The 17,185-nt window shown below is 69.0% G+C and carries 18 protein-coding genes; 9 read left to right on the forward strand and 9 right to left on the reverse strand.

The window, feature by feature from the left end; genetic code table 11:
- Positions 1-76: 76 nt before the first annotated feature.
- From MQE23_RS22580 to MQE23_RS22590, 3 genes are all read right to left on the reverse strand, one after another.
- Positions 77-1,108: an alanine racemase gene (locus MQE23_RS22580; protein ID WP_020277983.1), complete on the reverse strand. Its 1,032-nt coding sequence runs from the start codon at positions 1,106-1,108 to the stop codon at positions 77-79.
- A gap of 82 nt (positions 1,109-1,190) precedes the next feature.
- Positions 1,191-2,312, reverse strand: a complete 1,122-nt coding sequence (gene femX, locus MQE23_RS22585) for a peptidoglycan bridge formation glycyltransferase FemX (RefSeq protein ID WP_020277982.1) — start codon at positions 2,310-2,312, stop codon at positions 1,191-1,193.
- Between the two features lie 167 nt (positions 2,313-2,479).
- Positions 2,480-2,785: a hypothetical protein gene (locus MQE23_RS22590; protein ID WP_037675476.1), complete on the reverse strand. Its 306-nt coding sequence runs from the start codon at positions 2,783-2,785 to the stop codon at positions 2,480-2,482.
- Positions 2,786-3,048: 263 nt separating this feature from the next.
- Between MQE23_RS22590 and rpsF the strand changes: the two genes are divergently transcribed.
- The 4 genes from rpsF (at position 3,049) to rplI (ending at position 4,747) form a co-directional block, all read left to right on the forward strand.
- Positions 3,049-3,339 (forward strand): 30S ribosomal protein S6, encoded by a 291-nt coding sequence (gene rpsF, locus MQE23_RS22595; RefSeq protein WP_003991486.1) that lies wholly within the window; start codon positions 3,049-3,051, stop codon positions 3,337-3,339.
- A gap of 71 nt (positions 3,340-3,410) precedes the next feature.
- The gene (locus MQE23_RS22600; protein ID WP_010032761.1) at positions 3,411-4,001 is read left to right on the forward strand and encodes a single-stranded DNA-binding protein; all 591 of its coding nucleotides are present in this window, start codon (positions 3,411-3,413) and stop codon (positions 3,999-4,001) included.
- A 44-nt stretch (positions 4,002-4,045) separates the two neighbouring features.
- Positions 4,046-4,282, forward strand: a complete 237-nt coding sequence (gene rpsR, locus MQE23_RS22605) for a 30S ribosomal protein S18 (RefSeq protein WP_003949403.1) — start codon at positions 4,046-4,048, stop codon at positions 4,280-4,282.
- A gap of 18 nt (positions 4,283-4,300) precedes the next feature.
- A complete protein-coding gene (gene rplI / locus MQE23_RS22610) occupies positions 4,301-4,747 on the forward strand; it encodes a 50S ribosomal protein L9 (protein WP_010032778.1) in 447 nt (148 codons plus the stop codon).
- Between the two features lie 138 nt (positions 4,748-4,885).
- On the opposite strand, the gene MQE23_RS22615 is transcribed toward rplI, so the two are convergent.
- Positions 4,886-6,232, reverse strand: coding sequence for an MATE family efflux transporter (locus MQE23_RS22615; protein WP_243380068.1), 1,347 nt, complete (start codon positions 6,230-6,232; stop codon positions 4,886-4,888).
- 451 nt (positions 6,233-6,683) lie between these two features.
- On the opposite strand from MQE23_RS22615, the gene dnaB reads away from it, so the two are divergent.
- Both dnaB and MQE23_RS22625 read left to right on the forward strand, forming a co-directional pair.
- Positions 6,684-8,165, forward strand: a complete 1,482-nt coding sequence (gene dnaB, locus MQE23_RS22620; protein WP_243380069.1) for a replicative DNA helicase — start codon at positions 6,684-6,686, stop codon at positions 8,163-8,165.
- Positions 8,166-8,224: 59 nt separating this feature from the next.
- Positions 8,225-9,610, forward strand: coding sequence for a serine hydrolase domain-containing protein (locus MQE23_RS22625; RefSeq protein WP_020271187.1), 1,386 nt, complete (start codon positions 8,225-8,227; stop codon positions 9,608-9,610).
- 58 nt (positions 9,611-9,668) lie between these two features.
- On the opposite strand, the gene MQE23_RS22630 is transcribed toward MQE23_RS22625, so the two are convergent.
- Together MQE23_RS22630 and MQE23_RS22635 are read right to left on the reverse strand one after the other, a co-directional pair.
- Positions 9,669-10,121 (reverse strand): GNAT family N-acetyltransferase, encoded by a 453-nt coding sequence (locus tag MQE23_RS22630; RefSeq protein ID WP_020271186.1) that lies wholly within the window; start codon positions 10,119-10,121, stop codon positions 9,669-9,671.
- A gap of 40 nt (positions 10,122-10,161) precedes the next feature.
- Positions 10,162-10,626 (reverse strand): MarR family transcriptional regulator, encoded by a 465-nt coding sequence (locus tag MQE23_RS22635; RefSeq protein ID WP_020271185.1) that lies wholly within the window; start codon positions 10,624-10,626, stop codon positions 10,162-10,164.
- 143 nt (positions 10,627-10,769) lie between these two features.
- Here MQE23_RS22635 and MQE23_RS22640 point away from each other — a divergent pair, with 143 nt between their 5' ends.
- On the forward strand, positions 10,770-11,978 hold the full coding sequence (locus MQE23_RS22640) for an MFS transporter (RefSeq protein ID WP_243380070.1): 1,209 nt from the start codon (positions 10,770-10,772) through the stop codon (positions 11,976-11,978).
- Positions 11,979-12,057: 79 nt separating this feature from the next.
- Entirely contained in the window at positions 12,058-12,480 is a 423-nt protein-coding gene (locus tag MQE23_RS22645; RefSeq protein ID WP_243380071.1) for a heme-binding protein, read from the forward strand.
- A gap of 69 nt (positions 12,481-12,549) precedes the next feature.
- Here the strand turns inward: MQE23_RS22645 and MQE23_RS22650 are convergent, their stop codons facing one another.
- Complete coding sequence (locus tag MQE23_RS22650) at positions 12,550-13,416, reverse strand: GNAT family N-acetyltransferase (RefSeq protein WP_037667934.1); 867 nt, start codon at positions 13,414-13,416, stop codon at positions 12,550-12,552.
- Positions 13,417-13,972: 556 nt separating this feature from the next.
- Here MQE23_RS22650 and MQE23_RS22655 point away from each other — a divergent pair.
- Complete coding sequence (locus tag MQE23_RS22655; protein WP_243380072.1) at positions 13,973-15,619, forward strand: globin domain-containing protein; 1,647 nt, start codon at positions 13,973-13,975, stop codon at positions 15,617-15,619.
- Between the two features lie 13 nt (positions 15,620-15,632).
- On the opposite strand, the gene MQE23_RS22660 is transcribed toward MQE23_RS22655, so the two are convergent.
- Positions 15,633-16,115 carry an NUDIX hydrolase gene (locus MQE23_RS22660; protein WP_243380073.1) on the reverse strand — a complete coding sequence of 161 codons (483 nt, stop codon included), beginning with the start codon at positions 16,113-16,115 and terminating at the stop codon, positions 15,633-15,635.
- 132 nt (positions 16,116-16,247) lie between these two features.
- Positions 16,248-17,153, reverse strand: a complete 906-nt coding sequence (locus tag MQE23_RS22665; RefSeq protein WP_020271179.1) for a LysR family transcriptional regulator — start codon at positions 17,151-17,153, stop codon at positions 16,248-16,250.
- Between the last annotated feature and the right edge of the window lie 32 nt (positions 17,154-17,185).

Consider the following 17,185-nt stretch of genomic DNA (forward strand, 5'->3'; position numbering starts at 1 on the left):
AACGATGCGAAAGGCCGTACACGGGAAACCGTGTACGGCCTTCTTGCTGTGCTGGGCCGGTGAGTGTGTTCGCCGGTCAGCGGTCCACGATCCGGTCGAACTGCGTGGTCGTGTGCCGCAGATGGGCCACCAGTTCCTCGCCCACCTTCGGCTCCGGCGCGTCCGCGGGCACGAACAGGATCGAGACCTGCATGTGCGGCGGCTCGGCGAACCAGCGCTGCTTGCCGCCCCAGACGAACGGAGAAAGGTTCCGGTTGACCGTCGCGAGGCCGGCCCGGGCGACGCCCTTGGCCCGCGGCATGACGCCGTGCAGCGCCTTGGGGGCCTCCAGGCCCACCCCGTGCGACGTACCGCCCGCCACGACCACCAGGAAGCCGTCGGAGGCGGCCTTCTGCTGCCGGTAGCCGAAGCGCTCGCCCTTGGCCACGCGCGTGACGTCCAGGACCGCGCCGCGGTACTCGGTGGCCTCGTGGTCCCCAAGCCACAGCCGCGTGCCGATGCGGGCACGGAACCGGGTCTGCGGGAACTGCTGCTGGAGCCGGATGAGTTCCTCGGCCTTGAGGTGGCTGACGAACATGGTGTGCAGAGGCAGCCGGGCCGCGCGCAGCCGGTCCATCCAGCCGATGACTTCCTCGACCGCGTCCGAGCCGTCGGTGCGGTCCAGCGGCAGATGGATCGCGAAGCCTTCCAGGCGGATGTTCTCGATGGCGGCGTGCAGTTGGGGCAGGTCCTGCTCGCCGATGCCGTGCCGCTTCATCGAGGACATCACCTCGATCACCACACGGGCACCGACGAGGCCGTACACGCCGTCTATCGACGACACGGAGCGGATGACCCGGTCCGGCAGGGGCACGGGCTCCTCGCCGCGCCGGTACGGCGTCAGCACCAGCAGGTCACCGCCGAACCAGTCCTTGATCCGGGCGGCCTCGTACGTCGTGCCGACGGCGAGGACGTCCGAGCCCAGTCGCGTGGCCTCCTCCGCCAGCCGCTCGTGCCCGAAGCCGTAGCCGTTGCCCTTGCAGACCGGCACGAGGCCGGGGAACTGCTCCTGCACGTGCTTGTGGTGCGCCCGCCAGCGCGCGGTGTCGACGTAGAGCGTGAGCGCCATGGCCGGACCTGGAACCTTTCTCGTGGTTGCCGTGTGTCAGTGGTTGCCGTGTGTCAGAGGTATAGAAGCACTGAACGTGACATCAGCGGCGCGACATGTAGATGTCGAGCGCCTTGTGCAGCAGCTTGTTCAGCGGGAAGTCCCACTCGCCGAGGTACTCGGCGGCCTGGCCGCCCGTGCCCACCTTGAACTGGATCAGACCGAAGAGGTGGTCGGTTTCGTCCAGCGAGTCGGAGATACCGCGCAGGTCGTAGACGGTGGCGCCGAGCGCGTAGGCGTCGCGCAGCATCCGCCACTGCATCGCGTTCGAGGGCCGGACCTCGCGGCCGATGTTGTCGGAGGCGCCGTAGGAGTACCAGACGTGCCCGCCGACGATCAGCATGGTCGCCGCCGACAGGTTCACGCCGTTGTGCCGGGCGAAGTACAGCCGCATACGGTTGGGGTCCTCGGTGTTGAGGGCCGTCCACATGCGCTGGAAGTACGACAGCGGGCGCGGCCGGAAGTGGTCGCGCACGGCCGTGATCTCGTACAGCCGCTGCCATTCCTCGAGGTCCTGGTAGCCGCCCTGGACGACCTCGACGCCGGCCTTCTCGGCCTTCTTGATGTTGCGGCGCCACAGCTGGTTGAAGTTCTTGTGGACCTCTTCCAGGGAGCGGTTGGCCAGCGGCACCTGGAAGACGTAGCGGGGCTGGACGTCGCCGAAGCCGGCGCCGCCGTCCTCGCCCTGCTGCCACCCCATGCGGCGCAGTTTGTCGGCGACCTCGAAGGCACGCGGCTCGATGTGGTCGGCCTCGATGTCGCGCAGCCGCTTCACGTCGGGGTTCTGGATGCCCTGCTTGATCGAGGTGGCGTCCCAGCGCCGGATGACCACCGGCGGGCCCATCTTCACCGAGAAGGCGCCCTGCTGCTTCAGGTGCGCCAGCATCGGCTCGATCCAGTCCTGGAGATTCGGCGCGAACCAGTTGATGACCGGGCCCTCGGGCAGATAGGCGAGATAGCGCTTGATCTTGGGAAGCTGCCGGTAGAGGACCAGACCGGCACCGACCAGCTCGCCCGTCCTGTCGTCGAACCATCCGAGGTTCTCGGAGCGCCACTCCGCCTTGACGTCAGCCCAGGCCGGGACCTGCATGTGGCTCGCCGACGGCAGGCTCTGGATGTAGGCCAGATGCTGCTCTCGACTGATGGTCCTCAGGGTCAGGCTCATTTCGGGGCGCTCCTCGGGCTGGTGTGTCCCCATGGGGTCAGGGGCTCCGGCTCTCGCGCGAAGCCTACTGCGCCTTGGATGCGCGCCGGTTGGGCGTACGGGACCTTCCCCCCGGCCCGAGGCCGGCCGGGGCGTGAGTGGTGTTCAGGAGCAGGAGTGTCCTGGCGTCAGCCGATGAGACCGCCGTGCGCCATGCCCAGGAAGAACCCGACGCCCGATGCGCCCAGGCCCAGGATCAGGCCGAAGCGCTCCCGGGTCGTCTCCGAGATCCACTGGCCGTACGCACCCGTGAGGATGCCCACGAGGCCGGTCCAGGAGCTGAGGAGATGCAGGTCCTCGTCGACGAGTGCCGTGATGAACGACGTGATGCCCAGCACCAGGGTCACCGCGAGCAGGGCGTCCTGGAGGGGGTGGGGCTTGCCGTCCGTGGCGAAGAGGCCGCCGGCGGTGTTGGGTCGCAATGCCTGTGCCATAGGGCACCTCCTGCGAAAGTCGGCGCATCGTAGCGCCATACACACCCGATGTGTACAGATTGGCTGCCCTCGCGGCCGGATTTCAACCGCAAGCCACTGTGCGGGTAGTCTGTACCGTCCGCACCGGTGTCTGCCCATGTCACGACAGGGGCTTCTCGACGGAACCCCCGACTGTCAGTGGTGGCCGATACCGTTGCTACGCATCACAACCCTCCTGCCACGGAACGACCGTGGCCGCTGAGTCCAAAGGAGGTGGGTTCCACATGCGTCACTACGAGGTGATGGTCATCCTCGACCCCGACGTCGAGGAGCGCGCTGTCTCCCCGCTGATCGAGAACTTCCTCTCTGTCGTCCGTGACGGCGGCGGAAAGGTCGAGAAGGTCGACACCTGGGGCCGTCGTCGTCTCGCGTACGAGATCAAGAAGAAGCCCGAGGGCATCTACTCGGTCATCGACCTTCAGGCTGAGCCTGCGGTCGTCAAGGAGCTCGACCGCCAGATGAACCTGAACGAGTCGGTCCTCCGGACCAAGGTCCTCCGTCCCGAGACCCACTGAGCTCTCCCGCTCAGCTGATTCCGGGATTCGAGTAGCAAGCAGCCAGAGCAAACCCGCCGAGAGGTTCCCCCATGGCAGGCGAGACCGTCATCACGGTGGTCGGCAATCTTGTCGACGACCCCGAGCTGCGCTTCACCCCCTCCGGTGCGGCCGTCGCGAAGTTCCGTGTCGCGTCCACTCCCCGCACCTTCGACCGCCAGACGAACGAGTGGAAGGACGGCGAGAGCCTGTTCCTGACCTGCTCGGTCTGGCGTCAGGCGGCGGAGAACGTCGCGGAGTCGCTCCAGCGAGGCATGCGCGTCATCGTGCAGGGCCGGCTGAAGCAGCGGTCCTACGAGGACCGTGAGGGCGTCAAGCGCACGGTCTACGAGCTGGACGTCGAGGAAGTCGGCGCCAGCCTGCGCAACGCCACGGCCAAGGTCACCAAGACCACCGGCCGCGGTGGCCAGGGCGGCTACGGCGGCGGTGGCGGTGGCGGCCAGGGTGGCGGCGGCTGGGGCGGCGGCCCCGGTGGCGGCCAGCAGGGCGGCGGCGCTCCCGCCGACGACCCGTGGGCGACCGGCGCTCCCGCCGGTGGCAACCAGGGCGGTGGCGGCGGCTGGGGCGGTGGCTCCGGCGGCGGCCAGCAGGGCGGCGGCTACTCGGACGAGCCCCCCTTCTAGGGCGGGTTCGCACCCCAACTTCTTGATCACACAGGAGATACACCATGGCGAAGCCGCCTGTGCGCAAGCCGAAGAAGAAGGTCTGCGCATTCTGCAAGGACAAGGTCACGTACGTGGACTACAAGGACACGAACATGCTGCGGAAGTTCATTTCCGACCGCGGCAAGATCCGTGCCCGCCGCGTGACCGGCAACTGCACGCAGCACCAGCGTGACGTCGCCACGGCCGTGAAGAACAGCCGTGAGATGGCGCTGCTGCCCTACACCTCCACCGCGCGATAAGGGAAGGGTGACCGACACATGAAGATCATCCTCACCCACGAGGTCTCCGGCCTCGGTGCCGCGGGCGACGTCGTCGACGTCAAGGACGGTTACGCTCGCAACTACCTGATCCCGCGGAAGTTCGCTATCCGCTGGACCAAGGGTGGCGAGAAGGACGTCGAGCAGATCCGTCGTGCTCGCAAGATCCACGAGATCCAGACCATCGAGCAGGCCAACCAGGTGAAGGCCCAGCTCGAGGGCGTCAAGGTCCGCCTGGCTGTCCGCTCCGGCGACGCCGGTCGTCTCTTCGGTTCCGTCACCCCGGCCGACATCGCTTCCGCGATCAAGGCTTCCGGTGGCCCCGAGGTCGACAAGCGCCGCATCGAGCTGGGCTCGCCGATCAAGACGCTGGGCGCTCACGAGACGTCCGTGCGTCTGCACCCCGAGGTTGCCGCCAAGGTCAACATCGAGGTCGTCGCGGCCTGAGTTCCGCGCTCGCTGAAGCAGTGAGCGATGGGGCCGCACCCTTCGGGGTGCGGCCCCATCGTCGTTTCGGCGCCATCGTCGTTTCACGTGAAACACGATGTTTCACGTGAAACAGTCAGCAACGGCCGAGGCCGGCCGTCAGCGGGTCGCGCCCGTCACGATCCAGCGGCCCGAGCGGGTCCGGAGCCACAGCGTCAGCATCCGCACGGTCATCATCAGCGTCATGGTGGCCCAGAGGGCGGTGAGCCCACCGCCCAGTACCGGTACCAGCAGGGCGACCGGGGTGAAGACCGCCAGAGTGATCAGCATCGCCCAGGCCAGGTAGGGACCGTCGCCGGCGCCCATCAAGACTCCGTCCAGGACGAAGACGATGCCCGAGATCGGCTGTGAGAGGGCGACGATGAGCAGGGCGGGCAGCGCTGCGTCCTTGACCGCCGAGTCACTGGTGAACAGGGGCAGGAATGCCGGTCGGGTGATGACGACCAGAATGCCGAGGACGATTCCGACGGCGATCCCCCACTCGACCATGCGACGGCATGCCTCGCGGGCCCCCTGTGCGTCACCGGCTCCGAGATAGCGCCCGATGATGGCTTGTCCCGCGATGGCGATGGCGTCGAGGGCAAAGGCGAGCAGGCTCCACAGGGACAGGATGATCTGGTGTGCGGCGATGTCGGCGTCCCCGAGACGAGCGGCGACCGCCGTGGCGATCATCAGGATCGCCCGCAGGGAGAGGGTGCGAACCAGCAGGGGAACACCAGCCTGTGCGGAGGCCCTGATCCCGGCGGCGTCCGGGCGCAGCGAGGCACCGTGCTTGCGCGCCCCGCGCAGGACCACGGCGAGGTAGACCACGGCCATGCCCCACTGGGCGATGACGGTTCCCCAGGCGGAGCCGGCGATCCCCAGGTCGGCGCCGTAGACGAGCCCTGCGTTGAGGGCGCCGTTGGCGACGAAGCCGGCGATGGCCACATAGAGAGGCGTTTTGGTGTCCTGGAGGCCGCGCAGCACGCCGGTCGCGGCGAGGACGACGAGCATGGCTGGTATGCCGAGCGTGGAGATGCGCAGGTACGTGGTCGCATAGGGAGCTGCCGCGTCCGAAGCGCCGAAGAGGTCCACGATGCCGGACGCCGTCGGCAGGACGACGGCGACGACGGCAGCGCCGAGGAGCAGGGCCAGCCAGATGCCGTCCATGCCCTGGCGGATGGCGGCCTGGAGATCACCCGCGCCGACGCGGCGGGCGACCGCCGCTGTCGTGGCGTAGGCGAGGAAGACGAAGACACTGACGGCGGTCATCAACAGGGCCGAGGCGACGCCGAGGCCGGCGAGTTGAGCCGTACCCAGATGGCCCACGATGGCGGTGTCGGCCATGAGGAAGAGGGGCTCGGCGACGAGGGAGCCGAAGGCCGGCACGGCCAGAGCGACGATCTCTCGGTCGTGCTGTCTCCGGCCGGTTCTGCGGCGCGCGGGGGCCTGTGTCATGTGCACCAATCTAATCGTCCACAGGTAAGAGATGCAAAGGCTTTGCGTCCCTTACTTTCCGTCCAGGGGTGCGCACTTCTGTGCACCGTTCGAAGCGATCTTGCGCCGGTTGGGGAAGTTTTTCTTCTGCACAGCCGGTGGACGGCAAAATCGCAGGTCAGGGTCCTCTCTTCGTGACGGCTGGAAGCTTGTTCACAGGCCTGTCCACCGGGTCGTGCACAGGTTTTGAGGAGTTCTCCACAGCATCTGGGCCGTCGTCCACATGGCCTGTGGATAACCAGATTGGCTGACGGTGCCGAGAGGCCTAACGTGGTCCGGCGCCCGCTCCGTCTGCCGGTTTTTAAAACGTCACAAAACCGGCGTTGACCAACCGGAGTTGGGCGTCTCATTTGTCAGTGCCGTGCCGTAGAACAGAGGGGCACGGCGAGGTCTGCTGCGGCGGACGGGAGGAGGTGGCTCGGTGAGCATTTCCGAGCCCTTGGACGACCCGTGGGCCGACAGCGGTCCCAGTGATCGTCTGCCCGCCTCCCGCCGCCGTGGCGACGGAGCCCGGGGCCGCGACGAACAACACGAGCGCGGCAGGGACAACGGTGCGTGGGACGGTGGCGCCGCCCCGGCGTTCGAGCGGGTCCCGCCGCAGGACATCGAGGCCGAGCAGTCCGTCCTCGGCGGCATGCTGCTCTCCAAGGACGCCATCGCCGACGTCGTCGAGATCCTCAAGGGCCACGACTTCTACAAGCCGGCCCACGAGACGATCTACCAGGCCGTCCTCGACGTCTACGCCAAGGGCGAGCCGGCCGACCCCATCACGATCGCCGCCGAGCTCACCAAACGGGGCGAGATCAACAAGGTCGGCGGGGCCTCGTACCTGCACACCCTCGTCCAGACGGTGCCCACGGCCGCCAACGCCGCCTACTACGCGGAGATCGTCCACGAGCGGGCCGTACTGCGTCGCCTGGTCGAGGCGGGTACGCGCATCACGCAGATGGGATACGCGGCCGACGACGACGTCGACGAGATCGTCAACCGCGCCCAGGCGGAGGTCTATGCGGTCACCGAGCAGCGCACCAGCGAGGACTACCTGCCGCTCGGCGACATCATGGAGGGCGCGCTCGACGAGATCGAGGCGATCGGCTCGCGCAGCGGCGAGATGACCGGCGTGCCCACGGGGTTCACAGACTTCGACTCGCTCACCAACGGGCTTCACCCGGGCCAGATGATCGTCATCGCCGCGCGTCCCGCCATGGGTAAGTCGACGCTCGCGCTGGACTTCGCGCGGGCCGCCTCGATCAAGAACAACCTGCCGAGTGTGATCTTCTCGCTCGAAATGGGGCGCAACGAGATCGCGATGCGTCTGCTGTCCGCCGAGGCGCGGGTCGCCCTGCACCACATGCGGTCCGGCACGATGACGGACGAGGACTGGACGCGCCTGGCCCGGCGGATGCCGGACGTCTCGGCGGCCCCGCTCTACATCGACGACTCCCCGAACCTGTCGATGATGGAGATCCGGGCCAAGTGCCGCCGCCTCAAGCAGCGCAACGACCTCCGGCTGGTGGTCATCGACTACCTCCAGCTGATGCAGTCCGGAGGTTCCAAGCGGGCCGAGAGCCGTCAGCAGGAGGTCTCGGACATGTCCCGTAACCTCAAGCTGCTGGCCAAGGAGCTGGAGATCCCGGTCATCGCGCTCTCCCAGCTGAACCGTGGTCCCGAGCAGCGCACGGACAAGAAGCCGATGGTCTCCGACCTGCGTGAGTCCGGTTCCATCGAGCAGGACGCCGACATGGTCATCCTGCTGCACCGCGAGGACGCCTATGAGAAGGAGTCGCCGCGCGCGGGCGAGGCCGACCTGATCGTGGCCAAGCACCGAAATGGTCCGACGGCGACGATCACGGTGGCCTTCCAGGGTCACTACTCGCGGTTTGTGGACATGGCGCAGACCTGATCCGGTGCCGACGGCGAAATGAGGTCGACTCGCCGGCCCGGGCCAGGTGGACTTGGGCCATGACGACACCTCAGGAAGAGCTGCTCCCCACAACGAGTCGTGCGCTGCTGCACCGGATTGCCGTGGCACAGGCCGAGGGGCGGGCGCCGTCGCTGGTCGCGGCCGTCGTCCGGGACGGCCGGGCGGTGTGGCACGGTGCGCGGACATCGGTGGACGGGGAAGAGCCGGACGAAAACGTCCAGTACCGCATCGGCTCGGTCACCAAGACCTTCACCGCCGTTCTCGTGATGCGCCTGCGGGACGAGGGGCTGCTCGGGCTCGGGGATCCACTGGAGAAGTACGTGCCGGGTACCGGCGCGGGGGAGGCCACGATCGCCGAACTGCTCGCCCACACGGGCGGGCTGGCTGCCGAGTCGCCCGGCCCGTGGTGGGAGCGCACGTCCGGATCCCTGCGGCCGGAACTGTCCGACGTGCTCGGCGAGCAGCCTCTTCTGCACCCCGTCGGCCGGCGGCACCACTACTCGAACCCCGGCTACACGTTGCTGGGCGCACTCGTGGAGGAGCTGCGGGGGACCTCCTGGGAGGAGGCACTACGGCGTGAAGTGCTCGAACCGCTGGGGCTCGACCGGACGGGCGTGCGACCACAGGCCCCGCACGCGGGTGGCTGGGCCGTGCACCCTTGGGCCGATGTGCTGCTGCCCGAGCCCGCCGAGGACCTCGGTCGTATGGCACCCGCCGGACAACTCTGGTCGACCACGGCCGACCTGGCCCGGTTCGCGGCCTTCCTGGTGAAGGGCGACGAGAGGGTGCTGAGTGCAGAGTCCCTGCGGGAAATGCGGACTCCGGCGGCGCCGGCGGAAGCTGCGGACGTGATGTCCGGTGACGCCTACGGCCTCGGTATGCAGATTCAGCGTCGGCACGGCCGGCTGCTCGTGGGGCACAGCGGATCCCTGCCGGGTTTCCTGGCGAGTGTGAGCATCAGCGTGGAGGACGGCGTGGCGGCTGTCGTGCTGGCCAACTGCACCTCGGGCCCACTGGTGTCCGGCGTCTCCGCCGACCTCGTCCGTATCGTCGCCGAGGCGGAGCCGCGCATCCCCGCCCCGTGGAGGCCACTGCGTGACGTCGACCCGTCGATGCTGGAGCTGACGGGCCAGTGGTACTGGGGAACGTACGCCTTCGCCCTGCGGCTCACGGCCGACGGGCTCGCCTCGCTGGAGCCGCTGTCCGGCAACGGGCGACGCTCGCGGTTCCGCCCGAACGGCGACGGCACCTGGACCGGGCTGGAGGGTTACTACGCCGGAGAGCTGCTGAAGGCCGTACGGCGGCCGGACGGGTCCGTGAGCCATCTGGACCTCGGCTCGTTCGTGTTCACGCGACAGCCGTACGACGAGGCGGCCCCAGTGCCGGGCGGGGTCGATCCCGAGGGGTGGCGCGGCATCGGATAGGCGGTGACATGAGTGGGCGCCCTGTTTCACGTGAAACAGGGCGCCCACTCGCATCCGGTCACAGCGGGAGCTTGAAGCCCGTGTGGGAGGCCGTGAAGCCGAGTCGCTCGTAGAAGCGGTGGGCGTCAGTGCGGGTGTTGTCGGAGGTCAGCTGGACCAATTGGCAGCCCAGGTTCCGGGATTCGTCGATCGCCCACTCGATGAGCTGTGTCCCCAGGCCGCTGCCGCGCTCATCGGCATGGATGCGTACGCCTTCGATGATCGACCTGGTGGCACCGCGTCGGGACAGCCCGGGAATGATCGTGAGCTGGAGCGTCCCGACGACGCGGCCTTCCCGGACCGCCACGACCAGGCGCTGATTGGGGTCGGCGCTGAGCCGTTCCAGTGCGGTCAGGTACGGGGTGAGGTCGTCAGGCGACTCACGCTGGGCGCCCAGGGGGTCGTCCGCGAGCATGGCGACGATCGCCGGGACGTCGTCCGCGACGGCAGCACGTATCTCAAGATCTCCCATGACCGCACCCTACGCAGAGACGCCCTGTGCAGAGTCCCGCTCAGGCGGGCACCGGAGCCTTCAGCGTCTCCACGACCCGCACGAGCGGGGCCAGCTCGGGGTTCTTCGCAGCCTCGTCGAGGGCCTCACGCAGGGCCGCGTCGTTGGTCGGCCGGGCCTCTTCGAGCAGCTTGAGGCCCGCCTCGGTGACGTTCGTGTAGATGCCCCGGCGGTCGGTGGGGCAGAGGTAGCGCTCGAGGAGACCGCGGTCCTCGAGCCGGGTGACCAGTCGCGTGGTGGCGCTCTGGCTGAGGACGACCGCGTCGGCGACCTGCTTCATCTGGAGATGCCCTCCATCCCCGTCGTGCTGCCGGCTGAGCACGTCGAGCAGGGAGTACTCACGCGCGCTCAGGTCGTGCTTGGCCTGCAGGGCGCGCTCGATGTGCGCCTCGATTCTCCCGTGCAGCAGGGAGAGGGCGCACCAGCTCTGGGCGAGAGCGGTGAGCGCGGGGTCCGTCGCTGTCATTGGCGTTTCCTCCGTCCCGGAGCGGCTGACATCCAGGATAGAGCAGGTCCGCAATTGACAGCGATTGCCTATAGCCCGCGTGTGCAACTATTGTGGACGCACGCAAAGCGCTCCTGCAATCGTCTGGGAAGGTGTACTCCTCCATGCCTCTCGCGCTTCTGGCCCTCGCGATCGGGGCCTTCGGAATCGGAACGACCGAGTTCGTGATCATGGGCTTGCTTCCCGAGGTCGCGGGCGACTACGGGGTCTCCATTCCCACCGCCGGGTATCTGGTGACCGGTTATGCGCTCGGTGTCATGTTCGGCGCCCCGCTGATGACCGTGCTGGGCACCAAGATCTCCCGCAAGCGGATGCTGATGCTGCTGATGGGCCTGTTCATCGTCGGCAACCTGCTCTCGGCACTCGCTCCCGCCTTCGCCGTCATGCTGATCGGCCGGATCGTCGCCTCGCTGGCCCATGGCGCCTTCTTCGGTATCGGCTCGGTCGTCGCGGCCGATCTCGTCGCCCCGGACAAGAAGGCCGGAGCCATCGCGATGATGTTCACCGGCCTGACCGTCGCCAACGTCGTCGGTGTCCCGCTGGGCACGCTCGTCGGGCAGTCCGTCGGCTGGCGGGTGACCTTCGGGATCGTCGCCGCCCTCGGCTTCGTCGGCCTGGCCGGCATCGCCCGGCTGGTCCCCGACATGCCCAAGCCGGAGGGGGTGCGCCTGCGGCACGAGCTCGCCGCCTTCAAGAACGTGCAGGTGCTGCTCGCGATGGCGATGACCGTCCTCGGCTTCGGCGGCGTTTTCGCGGCCATCACCTACATCGCTCCGATGATGACCCACACGGCGGGCTTCGCCGACGGCTCCGTCACCTGGCTGCTGGTCCTCTTCGGCCTCGGCATGGTCGGCGGCAACCTCGTGGGCGGCAAGTTCGCCGACCGCGCCCTGATGCCCATGCTGTACGTGTCCCTGGGTGCCCTGGCCGTCGTCCTGGCGCTGTTCACCCTCACGGCGCACGACAAGCTGCTGTCGACCGTCACGATCGCTCTGATCGGCGCCCTGGGTTTCGCCACCATCCCGCCGCTCCAGAAGCGCGTCCTCGATCAGGCGCACGGCGCCCCCACGCTCGCCTCCGCTGTGAACATCGGTGCCTTCAACCTCGGCAACGCTCTGTCCGCCTGGCTCGGCGGCCTCGTCATCGCGGCGGGCTTCGGCTACACCGCCCCCAACTGGGTCGGTGCCGCCCTGGCCGCGGGGGCCCTGGTCCTGGCCTTCCTCTCAGCCGCCCTGGAACGCCGCGCCGGTGCTCCCAGCACCGTCGTCACGGGATCCGCGCCGACCGAGCAGCGGACCGCCGTCCACCACTGAGCCAGCGAGGCCGACCAGGCTCACCGCCTTCCCTCGACCCCGATCAGCACGATCCGCACATTTCCTGGGAGAACCCCTCATGAGCCCTATCACCGCAGTCGCCCCCCTGACCACCCAGGACGCCGACGTCCTCGTCACCGCCGCCCGGCGTGCCGCCGAGGCCGCAGGTGTCACCGTCAGCGTCACCGTCCTGGACGCGGGTGGTCATCTGCTCGCCTTCCGGCGTGACGACCGTGCCGTGCTGATCTCCGGCGAGACCAGCACCCGCAAGGCGTACACGGCTCTCCAGCTGAACACACCCACCGCCGACCTCGTCGACGCCGTGCAGCCCGGAGGCCTCTTCCACACCCTGCCCACCGCGCTCGACCGGCCGCTGCTGTTCATCGCCGGTGGCGTGCCGGTGCACCGCGACGGCCGGCTGATCGGCGCGATCGGTGTCGGCGGCGGTGCGCCGGAGCAGGACCACGCCTTCGCCACGGCCGCCGTGGAGGCCCTCGCCTGACCGGGCCCCTTCAACGAGACGCCGGTTCCCCGAACCTCAGAGGAACCGGCGTCTCGTTGAAGGGGCCCGTCAGCCCGCCGCGACCGTGACCGGGGCGAATCGACGGCTCCAGTCCCCGGGCAGTTCGGTGATCCCGTAGGTCATCACGGAGTTGAAGGCAACGGACGCCAGACCGTGCTCCTTCGCCCACGCGAGCAGCTCTGTGTGGCGTACGTCGATGTCGGTGCGCAGGGGACGGTCGGTGTGGGCGGCGAGTGAGGCGATGAGGGCCTGGGCCACCGACGTGTCACGCGCGATGAGCGGACCGACGACATGGGTATCCATGTTGGGCCAGGCAGCGGCGTATCCGATGATCCGCCCGTTCCCCTCCGCCACGCGCAACTGGTCGGCGAAGGCCGGCAGTCGGGTGACGATATGGGTGCGGTCGGTCCCGAAGGCCTGCTCGTCGAGCCGGAGGATCGCGGAGAGGTCCTCGGCGGTCGCGGCACGGGTGGCAACCGCCGGTCGCGGCCCGCCAGGAGTGAAACGACCGCACACCATCTCCGCCCGGCCGGTGACCTTGAAGCCGAGTTCCTCGTAGAGGGGTCGGCCGTTCGGCGTCGCATGCAGGGTGAGGGGCGTGGTGCCCATAGCGGAGACGACGTGACGCATCAGTCGACGTCCCACGCCCTGTCGGGTGTGCCGTTCGGCGACGAGGACCATGCCGATTGCCGCGAGGGCGGGGCGCTCATGAGGTCCGTACTCGGTCACGACACAGGCGCTCACGAGGCCGCCGTCGGGGTCGTCGATGCCGTAGCCCTTCCCGGCCGTGAGGAGGAAGCCCCACTTGTGCTCCTCCCGTGGCCACCCCCGGTCCTCGGACAAGTCGGCGCAGGCGGCGAGATCGCGGAGCGTCAGACGGCGGATGGGCAAAGAGGCAAGGGAAGGAGTCGGCACGCAGGTCAGGCTGTCCGACCGAAGCCCCTGACGTCCACCTCTTTCCCTGGACACGCACGAGCTTTTGGCCAGTTGTAGCCGACTGCACAGAGCGCGGACATACGCCGGACGTTTCACGTGAAACACAGGCGCGTCACCCGGCAGTTGATCGCACTGATGATTCGCGCAGTGCCCTCATTCGTGACGGGGCAAGGGGGGACTTGTGTGCACAGCGGCGGCCGGTAGGGTCGACTCCGGTTCACATCCGGGGCGGCTGACCCGTTCTGTGTGGGCCGCGTACAGGGCAATGCAGCCTAACGGGACGGAGAGATCGAAAACCCGCGTTTCCGGTTATGCGACTGAGCCGCCCAGGCGGGTGGGAAGCTCGGGTGGGAGTACTGCGGCCAATGTCACACTCTTGCCTTACTTGTCCGTACAGAGCTGGAACACGGGTTGAATGTGGCCGCATCGGCCACGACACCGGATGGGAACGCCGTCCGTCCACGGGGGAAAGCAGGCACCTTCCGACTGGGGAAGTGCGCAGACCGACCGAAAGATGCTCGAGGCGAGGCACACCATGGACGCTCCGACCACCACGTCGGCCGACAACGGCACTTCTGGCGGCGGGGGCGACTGGTTCACGCCCCGCAACAAGCCGACGGCGACGCCGGACAACGAGCCCGGTACGCCGGATAACGAGCCCGGTACGCCGGGTAACGAGCCCGGGACACCGGACAACGAGTCCAGGACACCGGACGGCCGTCGCCCGGCGGTGATACGCCCGGTGGGCCGGCAGGCGGCCGACCCCCACGCGCCGACAGACGGCACAGCGGCCCCGCCGGCCTCGGCGACAGACAGCGCGAGCACCGGTGTGCCGGACCAGGAGCGCGGATCCCCGGACGCGATACCCGGGCACGCCCCGACAACGGCACCGCCCTCCGCCCCCTCTCCCGAGGCCTCGTCACCACGACCCGCGCCCGCGACGGGCACACCGGCCCCGGCGCCCTTCGCCTCCGCCGCGGCTCCTCCCGCCGAGCCGCGTGTACCCGCCCAGCGGCCCGGACCGGTGTCGCCCCCGGAGCCGGCCGCCTCCGCCCCGGCCGGCCAAGCCTCCCCGGACGCCGTCCTCATTCGCCGCGCCATGGCAGAGGTCACGCCCGTGGCCGACAAGGTCACCTCGTACTTCTACGCCCTGCTCTTCGTCCGCCACCCCGACCTGCGCTCGCTCTTCCCGGCCGCGATGGACACCCAGCGGGACCGGCTGCTCAGGGCACTGCTCACGGCCGCCGAGCACATCGACAACACCGATGTCCTGGTCGACTACCTGCAGAACCTCGGCCGGGGCCACCGGAAGTACGGAACGCGGGCCGAGCACTACCCGGCCGTCGGCGAATGCCTGATCGGCGCGCTCAGCAAGTACGCCGCCGGGGTCTGGGACGCGGAGATGGAGGCGGCCTGGGTAAGGACGTACACGACGATCTCCCAGATCATGATCGACGCGGCGGCCGCCGACGAACTGCGTGCCCCGGCCTGGTGGTACGCCGAGATCGTCACGCACGACCTCAGGACCCCGGACGTCGCGGTCGTCACCGTCCGCCCCGACCAGCCCTATCCCTTCCTCGCCGGGCAGTACACGAGCCTGGAGACCCCCTGGTGGCCCCGGATATGGCGGCACTACTCCTTCGCCTCGGCGCCCCGCTCCGACGGCCTGCTGTCGTTCCACGTGAAGGCCGTCCCGGCGGGCTGGGTCTCCAACGCCCTGGTGCACCGCGCCCGCCCCGGTGACATCGTCCGGCTCGGCCCGCCCGCGGGTTCCATGACCGTGGACCACACAACCGACAGCGGGCTGCTCTGCCTGGGCGGCGGCACCGGTATAGCGCCCATCAAGGCACTGGTCGAGGACGTCGCCGAACACGGGGAACGCCGGCCGGTCGAGGTCTTCTACGGGGCCCGCACCGACCATGACCTGTACGACATCGACACCATGCTCCGCCTCCAGCAGAGTCACCCCTGGCTCTCGGTCCGCGCGATCATCGACCAGCTGGCACACCAGCAGCTTCCGGACGCGGTACGCGCCTATGGGCCGTGGAACGAGTTCGACGCCTACCTGTCGGGCCCGCCCGGGATGATCCGCAGCGGTGTGGACGCCCTGCGGGACATCGGCATCCCGTCGGAGCGCATACGGCACGACTCCGTGGAGGAACTGGTCGCGGCCGCGCCCTGATCCGCCGCGGGCGTCAGCCCAGGTCGGGGGCGTGCATGGCACGTACGCCCTCGATGTTGCCGTCCAGGTAGTGCCGCAGCGACAGCGGAACGAGATGGACCGAGGCGATGCCGACCCGGGTGAAGGGCACGCGCACGATCTCGTACTTGCCGACGGGCTCGTCCACCTCGGGGCCGTGGCGGAGGGAGGGATCCATGGACTCCAGGTGGCAGACGAAAAAGTGCTGCACCTTCACACCGGTCGCGCCGCCGTCCTCCCCGATGTGCTCCACGGTGTCCACGAAGCAGGGCACCACGTCGGTGATCTTCGCGCCGAGTTCCTCGTACACCTCGCGGTGCAGGGCGTCGACAACGGTCGAGTCGTCGGGCTCGACCCCGCCGCCGGGAGTGAGCCAGTAGGGATCCAGGCCCGGCTTGGTGCGCTTGATCAGGATCAGGTCGTCACCGTCCAGCAGAACGGCACGGGCGGTGCGCTTGACCACAGGTCGGACGGTCATGGGTGAAATGTGGCCCGGCTGGTTCCACGTGAAACATCGCGAAAAGTCACCGGCCGAGCTCCCAGAGTGAGACCCTGCCCTGGCAGCCGTCATACGCGCCCGCGCAACCCGCACCCGCCCTCGGGCGCCTCCTCAGCACCAGTCGGCCGCCGCCCGCTGCAACCACTCATGGGCTCGCGCGATATGGGGCATCGCGAGCGTCCCGGTCCGCACCACCAGGAAGTACGTGCGCAGCGGCGGCACTGCCGGATCGTGCAGAGCGACGACGTCACCCCGCTCCAACGCGGCCGCGCACAGATAGCGCGGCAGAACCGCCAGACCCGCGCCCGCGACCGCGCACGCCAGCACCGCACGCAGGTCGGGGACGACGACGGTGCCCGGGGCGGCCGGGCGCGAGTCGAAGACGGAGGCCCAGTAGCGGGAGACGAACGGCAGCGACTCGTGCACCTCCACCACGGGCACCTGCTCCAGCGCCGGTTCCGGCTTGCGGTCCGGCTGCCCGGCCCCGATCTGTTCGGCCCAGCGCGGGGCGGCGACGAGGACGTGCTCCTCGTCGCAGAGCGCAGTCGCCGTGAGCAGAGCACCGCGCGGACGGGCCGTGCTGATGGCCAGATCATGATGCCCGGCGGAAAGCCCTTCCAGTGTTTCCTCGGCGTTCCCGAAGGAAGCGCGCAGAGCGAAGCCCTGGCCGTCCTCTCCAGTCAGCTCCGTGAGGGCGGGCAGGGCTCGTTCGGCGGTGAACTCCGGGGGTCCGGCGAGGTGCAGCGTTCGTAAGGAGGAGTCGTCGTCGAGGCCGGTCTCGGCTATCTCCACCAAGGCGTCGAGATGCGGAGCGGCCTTGTGGGCGAGCTCGTCGCCGATGCTGGTCGGGGTCACGCCACGGGCCTGCCGCAGGAACAGGGGGCGGCCCAGCTGCCGTTCCAGCGTGCGGATCTGCGAGGTGACGGCCGGCTGGGAGAGGCCGAGCAGGGCGGCGGCGCGGGTGAAGGAGCCGGCCCGGTGCACGGTCACGAAGGTCCGCAGCAAGGCCAGATCCACCGCGCACTCTCCCCTCTTCGGCCCCGCTCCCG

The sequence above is a fragment of the Streptomyces sp. HP-A2021 genome, from assembly GCF_022807935.1.
Classification (GTDB): domain Bacteria; phylum Actinomycetota; class Actinomycetes; order Streptomycetales; family Streptomycetaceae; genus Streptomyces; species Streptomyces afghaniensis.

Coding starts and splice junctions, on each gene's coding strand:
- MQE23_RS22580 (WP_020277983.1), bottom strand. CDS start 1,108: ATGGCGCTCACGCTCTACGTCGACACCGCGCGCTGGCGGGCGCACCAC.
- femX (WP_020277982.1), bottom strand. CDS start 2,312: ATGAGCCTGACCCTGAGGACCATCAGTCGAGAGCAGCATCTGGCCTAC.
- MQE23_RS22590 (WP_037675476.1), bottom strand. CDS start 2,785: ATGGCACAGGCATTGCGACCCAACACCGCCGGCGGCCTCTTCGCCACG.
- rpsF (WP_003991486.1), top strand. CDS start 3,049: ATGCGTCACTACGAGGTGATGGTCATCCTCGACCCCGACGTCGAGGAG.
- MQE23_RS22600 (WP_010032761.1), top strand. CDS start 3,411: ATGGCAGGCGAGACCGTCATCACGGTGGTCGGCAATCTTGTCGACGAC.
- rpsR (WP_003949403.1), top strand. CDS start 4,046: ATGGCGAAGCCGCCTGTGCGCAAGCCGAAGAAGAAGGTCTGCGCATTC.
- rplI (WP_010032778.1), top strand. CDS start 4,301: ATGAAGATCATCCTCACCCACGAGGTCTCCGGCCTCGGTGCCGCGGGC.
- MQE23_RS22625 (WP_020271187.1), top strand. CDS start 8,225: ATGACGACACCTCAGGAAGAGCTGCTCCCCACAACGAGTCGTGCGCTG.
- MQE23_RS22630 (WP_020271186.1), bottom strand. CDS start 10,121: ATGGGAGATCTTGAGATACGTGCTGCCGTCGCGGACGACGTCCCGGCG.
- MQE23_RS22635 (WP_020271185.1), bottom strand. CDS start 10,626: ATGACAGCGACGGACCCCGCGCTCACCGCTCTCGCCCAGAGCTGGTGC.
- MQE23_RS22640 (WP_243380070.1), top strand. CDS start 10,770: ATGCCTCTCGCGCTTCTGGCCCTCGCGATCGGGGCCTTCGGAATCGGA.
- MQE23_RS22645 (WP_243380071.1), top strand. CDS start 12,058: ATGAGCCCTATCACCGCAGTCGCCCCCCTGACCACCCAGGACGCCGAC.
- MQE23_RS22655 (WP_243380072.1), top strand. CDS start 13,973: ATGGACGCTCCGACCACCACGTCGGCCGACAACGGCACTTCTGGCGGC.
- MQE23_RS22660 (WP_243380073.1), bottom strand. CDS start 16,115: ATGACCGTCCGACCTGTGGTCAAGCGCACCGCCCGTGCCGTTCTGCTG.